The organism is Rhodococcus sp. P4_E4, assembly GCF_056401575.1.
Map to the genome: position 1 here is coordinate 1 of NZ_JBFUJB010000047.1, position 8660 is coordinate 8660.

Sequence of the window (8660 nt, forward strand, 5' to 3'; positions counted from 1 at the left end):
TCGACTCGACCGGTACAACACCTGCACGGCTTGCAACGGGGTCGGAATGTTGACGACGTGATAGGGCAAGGTCCTCGTTTTGAGAACGGCCCCAGGCTGATACGACGACAGCGGTGCCGAACCGTCGTACTGATAGAAGGAATCCGCCGACGGTTGCGCGGCGACAGTAGGTGCTGTGATGCCTGTGAGTGCAATGGCTGTCAGCGCCACCGCCGAGCGTAGGGCGATTTTTGGCGACATGCTCAACCCCTTGTTTGTACTTACCACCGGATTGGTACGCCTCGTCGAAATCGGTAACTCGGCGTGTCTGCACCCACAAGCTATCTTACTGTCCGGTAATAAGCGAGGTTGCTGCCGCATTGATGGATCTGACTGGTGCGTGTCGGCCCGGGGTAACGAGGGGCGCCGATCGATCCCAAAAAGCTTAAATATGTTGTAAGAAAATGCAATTCAGTCTCCATTCTCTCCGCAAATCGGGCCGGGATGTCAAAGATGGGGTGCGCGGTCGGTTTGCGGGAAGTTTCCTTTGCGAACGCCGGCGGGCGTGAGGTCTTGCCAGCAATACGAAACGTACAGTACAGTTCAGTGGAGGGTAGTTAACCGAACAAGGAGGTGCCCGTGCAGAATCACGAGACTCGCGAGTATGGCGCATTCATCGGGGGAGTGTTTCGCCCAATAGGTGCATCAACTTTCGATGCGTTGGACGCGGCTTCCGGCGACCTGCTCGCCAGGATTTCCCGGTGCGGAAAAGGCGAAATCGACCTGGCTGTCCACGCTGCCGAACAAGCTTTTCCTGCGTGGGCCTCCCTGACCGCCGAACAGCGGTCCGGGTACATTCTCGAACTTGCCGCGCGCGTCGAGGAACATGCCGAGGATCTGGCGCAGCTCGAAAGCAGAGACACGGGCCGGCACATCCGCGAGATGCGCGAGGACTATCGCGCAGCGGTGTCGCACCTTCGCTACTTTGCATCAGTATCTTTGGCCCACAATGGATTCGGTCGCGAACTCGCATCTGGGTATTTGGTTGCGAAACGAGTTCCGTTGGGGGTGTGCGGTCAGATCATCCCCTGGAACGATCCCATCGTGATGGCAGCCTTCAAGATAGCGCCAGCCCTGGCAGCGGGAAACACGGTTGTCCTCAAACCAGACGAGAACGCGTGTGTGTCGATAATGGAGTTGGCACGAATCGCTGCCGATGTTTTCCCGAAAGGCGTTCTCAACATCGTGCCGGGAATTGGCGAAGAAGCAGGCGCGGCACTGCTCGCGCACCCGGGTGTCAGCAAGCTGGCCTTCACGGGGAGTACGGAAGTCGGCCGACTGGTTGCTGATGCAGCAGCCTCACGGCTTATTCCGACCACCCTCGAACTCGGTGGCAAGAGTCCGAGCATAGTGTTCCCCGATATCGACGACGTTGATGCAGTGGTTGCGGACGCAACATCCGGTGTTCTGATGTGCAATGGCCAATCCTGTTTGGCCGGGACGCGTCTGTTCATTCACGAAGACATCTATGACGTGTTTGTCCGCAAGCTCGTCGAAAGCTTTGAAAGCCTGCGAGTGGGACCGCCGTTGAGTGAGGAAACAGATCTGAGCGGAATGATTCACAAAGAGCACGCAGACCGCGTGATCGCCAAGGTCTCTGCGGGCGTCGGCGAGGGGGCCCGCCTCCTCACAGGCGGCAAACGGGCAGTTGTACCCGGTTACCCGAGTGGAAACTTCATCGAACCGACAATCCTCGAAGCAGAGAATTCCATGCGAATTGCGCAGGAAGAGATCTTCGGCCCCGTTCTGTGCGTCATCAAGTGGAGCGTCTACGAAAACGTCATCACCGATGCCAACGACACGCCATACGGACTTGCTGCGGGCATCTACACATCGAACTTGAAGAACGCGATAGAGACTGCGGATCGCCTCGAGGCAGGCAGCGTGTGGATCAACCAATACTTCAATCTTTCGGGTGGAGTGCCATTCGGGGGGTTCAAGGAAAGCGGTCTCGGACGTGAGTTCTGCTTGGAGACACTCAACGACTACACCCAACTCAAATCGATCACCGTTGCTACATCTACACCTGTGAAGGCGTAGGTGTGTGAACGACGGTCAGTGCAAATGCCCAATCGTCATGGTGCGGAACAACTCCTACCAAACCGCGCCAGCGAGAATGACAGCCCATCGAAAGCAAGGAATCAGAAGTTGAACATTTCAGGAAACACCATCTTCATCGCGGGCGGAACGTCCGGCATCGGCCTCGAACTTGCAGTCGCACTGCAGAATGAGGGAAACAAGGTCATCGTCGGAGGCCGTCGAACTGCGTTGCTGCAGGAGATCGCGGAGACCCATCCCGGAATCAGTACTGTCGTCATCGACGTGGACAGTTCGAACTCCATTCGCGAGGCATACGAATCCCTTACGCACGATTTTCCTGATCTGAATGTCCTTGTGACGATGTCGGGAATCATGTACCCCGAAGATCTGAAGAGCCCCGACTTTCTCGAGATCGCCGAGCGCACAGTGACCACGAACCTTCTCGGAACCATTCGCCTCGCCGGCCAGTTCATCCCCCACCTCCTGGCGAAGCCCTCTGCCACTATCGTCACGGTCTCATCGGCAGTGGGCTTTGTCCCGCTGCCCATCACGCCGACGTACAATGCAACGAAGGCGGCTGTCCATCTCTTCACCGAAAGCATGCGCGTACAGCTGGCTGATACCTCGATTCAGTGCATTGAGCTCATTCCGCCGGGAGTTCGCACCACGCTGATGGGTCAGGAGAACTCGGAATCCGCTCTGCCGCTCGATGATTACGTCTCAGAGACCATCGCGTTGTTGAAGGCGAATGGCGAAGCGACGGAAATCGTGGTCGAGGCAGCCAAGCCTCTTCGCTACGCCGAGGTCAACGGCGAGTACCTCAATGTTCTGAAGATGCTCAGTTAGGCACGGTGGGGGTCGCTGTTATATAGGTTAACCCAGCGTTTCCAAGAGTAACCGGATCGTCCGCACCGAAACGGCTTTGGTGTTGAATAGGCTGCTTAGCCGACTGAATTTTTGATTGGAAGAAAGTCCTCATCCTCACCGTTGGGGACTTTCTTCTATTGCGTCAGGTCTCTACAGTTCGTTGTCGTCGGGTTGGGTTAGCGGGTAGTGCGAAGGTGCACTGTCCACCCTTCGCAGTGACAGAAGATCCGGACTACCCGACTCACTTGTCACGCTCTATCGGATGTGCCCCAACGAAGTAGGCGTGGTTGCCCTGAATGAGAAGGGTCTAATTCCCGTTCAGATTCAGACGGATGCAATTCGGCAGTTGAAACTGTACGAAACGTATCGTATACTAAGTTTGTCGGTTTGCGAGTGATTGTTCGCATCGAAACTTCGTACTTCTTCACCCGGAAGGCGCATTGGGGCCATCGGCACCGTGACCCTCAACGTCAGGGCTACTTCAGGGCTCGTTGTGAACGGCGTCAGTCGCGACTGCACCGCAAGAGTAAGGGACTGTTCCGAGCCCAATTGGTGCTGCCGCGGTGCCACCCCCTTGTGGTGGGTTGCTGTCGGCGGAAGTGGGCAGCCTGAAATTCGTTGCAAAACAGACATTTCGCGAATCGATATGCCTTGGCGCAGCCGGTCTAGGTAGAAGAATCAACAAAGAATGCTGAAATCTATGAGTAACGAATCACTTGTTGTCTCCGAAAGAGAAAGCTCCGAGGAAAGTGTTACACGAGGCCCTCTGAACTTACCCTGGTCAGCACTGCTGGCATTGGCCCTGACCGGCTTTGTAGTCATGATGACCGAAACTCTCCCCGCAGGCCTATTGCCGTTGGTTTCCCAGGATTTCAACATCACCTCGGGTGCGGCCGGTCAACTGGTCTCCATGTATGCGATCGGTCCGGTTTTGGCCACGATTCCCGCCATGATGTGGACACGGCGTGTGGCGCGGCGGCCTTTGCTTCTAATCACGCTTTCGGTGTTTCTGGCGGCGAACACGTTCACTGCGCTGGCATGGAATTACGAAAGCGCCCTCGTGGCCCGCTTCTTTGCGGGCATCTGCTCAGGCGTTGTCTGGGGAATGCTCGCCGGATACGCCCGAGGTATCGTCCCTCCTGCTCTGAGTGGTCGTGCCCTGGCAGTCGCGTTGATCGGAACGCCCGTGGCGCTATCATTCGGAACGCCCGTAGCGACATTCTTGGGTTCGATCGTGGGTTGGCGCTGGACCTTCGGCGCAATGTCAGTACTGACGTTGGTGCTCCTGGGGTGGATCGTTGCGTCGGTTCCCAATGTCGCTGGGGCTGAGTCGGATTCGCAATCGAGTGTTCGTCGCGTGCTGGGGATCCGTGGAGTCATGCCAATCATCGTGGTCACCGTCGGGTGGATGTTAGCCCACAATCTCCTATACACATACATCGCACCTTTTGTGGAATCGACAGGTACCGGTTTACGTACTGATGTTGTCTTGCTCATCTTCGGGCTGTCCGCGATTGTTGGGATTTGGTTGACCGGTATGTTCGTCGATCGAGCCCTCAGGGTTATGGTCCTGGGTAGTTTGGCGCTCTTCGGTGTGGGATCCGTGGTCCTCACGCTGGGTTCTAGCTCAGTAGTCGCGCTCGTCGTTGCAATCGTAGCGTGGGGACTCTCCTTCGGCGGGGCGCCCACTTTGCTGCAGACAGCAAATGCCGATGCGGCCGGTGCGGATGGTGACGTCGCGCAGGCAATCCTGGTCACAGGATGGAACCTCGCCATCTTCTTCGCCGGAATAGCTGGCGGAGTCCTCCTGGAAAACTTCGGACCGCATTCCCTTCCACCGCTTGTCCTGGTTCTCATTGTCCTCGTTCTTCTCGTTGGTGCTGTAGCGCATACGTCCGCGTTCAGGCCTGGCCGCCGAGTGTCAACGATCTAGCCCAGAGAAGCACGTCGGGCACCGCCGCTCGGTGTCTCGACGTGCTTCGGCTCTTACTTCGTCTGCGTGGTTTATCTCATGAATCTCAATGAAAGCGATATTCCCGACCAAGGCGCAGGTGACGCCAGATCGTCAGGTCGGTTGTTTCTGGCCCTAATAGCCATCATATTCACAGCTCTGGTTTTACGTCCGGCCTTGACCGTGGTTGGACCGCTCACGCCAGGGATCCTCGATCGTGACGAACTCTCGTCGTCTGCACTGGGTCTGCTCACCTCGGCTCCGCTATGGGTCTTTGCGACACTGTCGATGCTGATACCGAGATTGACCCGGCGCGCGTCGCCTGACTTCTCAATGTGTGGTGCAATGTCTATCATTTTGCTGGGCAGCATAATCCGATGCTTTTCTGGTCCTGTTGCGCTTCTTGTCGGTACCACCGTTCTGGCCGGGGGTTTGTGCGTTGCGAATGTGGTTCTTCCGGTTGCTGCGCGACGTTACTATCCGGGGAGAATCGGATTCATCACTGGTCTGTACACAGCGTTGATGTCTGCAGGAGGTGGAATCGGTGTCGTGCTCGCTCTCCCCATTTCCGACAGCCTCGATCTGGGGTGGCGCTTTGCCCTGGCTTCGATGGGCTTCCTGGCGATCTTCGCGGCGTGTTTGTGGATCCCGTTGGCGGTGACGACAGGGTATCAAGTTGCCCCTGATCAGAATCTCAGGGTTGATAGCGGGTCAAATGCTCGCTTGGTAGTGATGCTCGGAGTTTTTTTCGGAACACAGGCGTCTTTCTTTTATCTCGCATCGTCGTGGCTTCTTCCTATCTTGCTGGAGAAATCTGTCTCGTTGTCTGGGGCGACCGTTGGAGTCGGTATGTTCAGCTTCGCGGGAATAGTTACCTGCTTCGTCACGCCGACCCTCGCACTTCGAACCCTTGGGATTGCGAGGACGGTATTCCTTCTCGCGGGTATCCAGCTCTCAGGTGCGCTCGTGATACTTTTCGGGAATGGCAGCATTGCCCTCGGTGGCGCCGTCGTACTGGCGATCGGCGTCACGGGCGCGTTTTCGCTCGGGTTCACATTGTTTGCGGCGAAGGCCGATACTTCGCAATCCGCGGCAATGTTATCTGGCAGAGCCCAAACGATCGGTTACGTGATTGCAGGGTTTTTCCCACTGTCAGTGGGTACCCTGAAAACCCTCACTGGGTCGTGGTTGCTCGGCGAGATCGCGCTGGTATTCCTGGCCTTGGTGACCCTGTTGAGCGGCTTGGGTTCGGCGCGAACGCCAAATCCACAGATTTTACGTTTGCCGACGGGCGACGAGGGAGCATGATCTGGTCGGATTCTTATATTCTCGGCGGTGTAGCTTCACTGATGGGTGTAACGAGAAGTCAGTCGCTCATGTCAGTGAGAAAATTCCGGATCTGTCGCGAATATTTTACCAGCGAGAGCGCGCATCGATCCGTTTCCCTTTAGCCAGCAGGGCAAATTCTAAGGCCATCGGAAAATGAGTAGACGGAACGTCAGAGCATGAGTTTTCAAACAGGCTTGCGGAGTCCTCGAATGGCGTGGTCGATTATTGAATGAAGGGCACGATCGTCGATACTTGCATGTCCGACCAGCATGCGGTAAACAAGTGGGCCGAAGAACAGGTCTATTGCCTGCTCTGTGTCGATATCATCGCGGAAGTATTCGGACTCCACGCATCGCTGAATCAGGTCGGCGAAGCCGCGGCGACGTTCATCGAGGAAGAATGTGCGGAAATATGCCGCAGTTGTCGCATCGTTGGCGCACGCGCCGACAAGTTCGACGAAGATCGATCCCAGTGGCCCTCTGTAGAATTTTCCGATGTCGTCGAGGTAGTCGTTGAGGTCGGCCTGCGCGCTGTCGGTCTCCGGAAATGTCAAATGGCGCGCCATGAGCACACCGAAAGCTTCTGCGGCGATGGCTTGCCGGGATGGCCAGTGGCGGTAGAGTGTTACCTTGCTGACGCCAGATTGTTCGGAGATTGCATCAATGGTGGCAGCTTTCATTCCGCCGATTTTCAAAAGGCAGACGGCCGATCGCAACGCTTTCTCATGGGCTGCGTCACTGCGTGCCCCACTCGGCGGCCTGAGCAGTCCGGCCTCTACTTCGGCGGGGGTCTGATGCCCCATTTCTCCTCCTTTGTCCCGAACGACCGCTGGCGGTGGGTTTCGGGTTCGTCCTACTCATCTCAGAACGGCTTTGCCGGGTGTGATTGCCTGATCATGCAGTCAAACGCTGATGTATACTAGCCGTATCGTACACAATGATGTGCCGGTATGGCGACAACCGAGTGAAGTACGGAGAATTTCGTGGGCGTGCTGACTGCAAAAACGGTGCTTGTGACTGGTGGAACAAAGGGAATCGGTCGGGCGATTGCCGTCAGAGCCGCGGAAAGTGGTGCTGATATAGTGCTGGCTTACGGCTCCGACCGTGAGGCTGCGGACGACACTGTGGCGCAAATTTCGCAGACGGGCCGAAAAGCTGTCGCGTTCCGCGGCGACTTCTCTTCGGAGTTGGGGGTGCGCGAGTTCTTCGAAGAGGTTCGTCAATACTCGCCCTCTATCGATTGTCTAGTTAATTCGGCGGGGGTGTTCCGGACTGGAGACCTTGCAGATATCTCTGAGGCAGACTTTCTCTGGCACTTCTCGGTAAATGTCTTCGGTTTGGCTTTTGCGATCAGAGAGGCAGTCGGACTTTTCCCTCTGGAGGGGGGAAGTATCGTCAATATCGGCTCAAGTGTATCTTCGTTCACCCCGGCAGGATCGGTCGTCTACAATGCCAGCAAAGGTGCGGTCGACGCAATCACCCGGACGCTTGCGAATGAGTTGGGACCGAGAGGAATACGCGTCAACTCGGTCAACCCCGGTCTGACAGAAACTCCGGGAATGCAACGCAGTGAGTTCTCTTCGCCTGAGTTCAAGCAACAGATCGAGGCTCTCACGCCGTTGCGACGAATAGGTGATCCAAGCGATATTGCCGGTGCCGCATGTTTCCTCATGTCGGAGGAATCATCGTGGATAACAGGTGAGACGCTTGTAGTCGGAGGTGGCCTTCACTGATTGCGAGGCGGTCCCTTTCTTCGGTCATAAATGTGCTATGGAATCCACGTGAATGGCCAGTGATATTGGATTCGAACAACTATCGACTAGACGACATCCGACAGAATTGCGTGCGCTGGTCGGCGTCGGAGACATAACTTCACACTTGGAACGCATGGGAGATTGTGAGCAGGTCGCCCGTGGACTCCTCTCTTGATCGCCTCAAGGTCTGCCCAGTGGGGGAGCGGGTGCACAGGCCGAAGGTGCTTCGGGGAGTCCAGTTCTGCTTGGAACCGGGGTGCGTTGATGTGCGAAGGGCTCCACCAACTCTCCAATACACTCATCCACAGTTCAGGAGTTACATCATGACCGACACCACTCGGGTCGCCATTGTCACCGGAGCTTCCGGCGGCATCGGGCGAGCGACTGCCGAGAAGCTCGCCGCCGACGGAATGGCTGTCGCCGTGCACTATTCAGGAAACCTTCAACGCGCCCAGGAAACAGTTGACACCATCGTCGCAGCGGGCGGTCGGGCCATCGCGGTGCATGCCGACGTCGCCGACGAAGGTGAAGTCGCGGCCCTGTTCGATACGGTCGAGGAGGAGTTCGGGGGCATCGACGTCGTCGTCCATGCAGCCGGAATCATGATTCTCTCCACCGTCGCAGAACTGAACTTCGACGATTTCGATCGGATGCATCGGACCAACGTCCGAGGGACCTTCG

7 protein-coding genes and 1 pseudogene are annotated in these 8660 nt (G+C 56.7%); 6 read left to right on the forward strand and 2 right to left on the reverse strand.

The features are described 5' to 3' along the window. Positions 1-240, reverse strand: a pseudogene (locus AC1DVN_RS30620) (lipase family protein); the annotation flags it as partial. Positions 241-618: 378 nt separating this feature from the next. Between AC1DVN_RS30620 and AC1DVN_RS30625 the strand changes: the two are divergent. The 4 genes from AC1DVN_RS30625 to AC1DVN_RS30640 all read left to right on the forward strand — a co-directional run bounded on the left by AC1DVN_RS30625 (position 619) and on the right by AC1DVN_RS30640 (position 6205). Continuing rightward, positions 619-2079: an aldehyde dehydrogenase family protein gene (locus tag AC1DVN_RS30625; RefSeq protein WP_477846583.1), complete on the forward strand. Its 1461-nt coding sequence runs from the start codon at positions 619-621 to the stop codon at positions 2077-2079. A gap of 108 nt (positions 2080-2187) precedes the next feature. Next, positions 2188-2925 carry an SDR family oxidoreductase gene (locus tag AC1DVN_RS30630; protein WP_477846584.1) on the forward strand — a complete coding sequence of 246 codons (738 nt, stop codon included), beginning with the start codon at positions 2188-2190 and terminating at the stop codon, positions 2923-2925. Between the two features lie 721 nt (positions 2926-3646). Continuing rightward, positions 3647-4879 (forward strand): MFS transporter, encoded by a 1233-nt coding sequence (locus AC1DVN_RS30635; RefSeq protein WP_477846585.1) that lies wholly within the window; start codon positions 3647-3649, stop codon positions 4877-4879. A gap of 78 nt (positions 4880-4957) precedes the next feature. Then, positions 4958-6205, forward strand: a complete 1248-nt coding sequence (locus tag AC1DVN_RS30640) for an MFS transporter (RefSeq protein WP_477846586.1) — start codon at positions 4958-4960, stop codon at positions 6203-6205. A gap of 205 nt (positions 6206-6410) precedes the next feature. On the opposite strand, the gene AC1DVN_RS30645 is transcribed toward AC1DVN_RS30640, so the two are convergent. After that, positions 6411-7028 carry a TetR/AcrR family transcriptional regulator gene (locus AC1DVN_RS30645; protein ID WP_446837016.1) on the reverse strand — a complete coding sequence of 206 codons (618 nt, stop codon included), beginning with the start codon at positions 7026-7028 and terminating at the stop codon, positions 6411-6413. 180 nt (positions 7029-7208) lie between these two features. Here AC1DVN_RS30645 and AC1DVN_RS30650 point away from each other — a divergent pair, with 180 nt between their 5' ends. Both AC1DVN_RS30650 and AC1DVN_RS30655 read left to right on the forward strand, forming a co-directional pair. After that, a complete protein-coding gene (locus AC1DVN_RS30650; protein ID WP_446837017.1) occupies positions 7209-7958 on the forward strand; it encodes an SDR family NAD(P)-dependent oxidoreductase in 750 nt (249 codons plus the stop codon). A 344-nt stretch (positions 7959-8302) separates the two neighbouring features. Then, positions 8303-8660: SDR family NAD(P)-dependent oxidoreductase (locus AC1DVN_RS30655; RefSeq protein WP_477994806.1), on the forward strand; the 358-nt coding region annotated here is incomplete at its 3' end.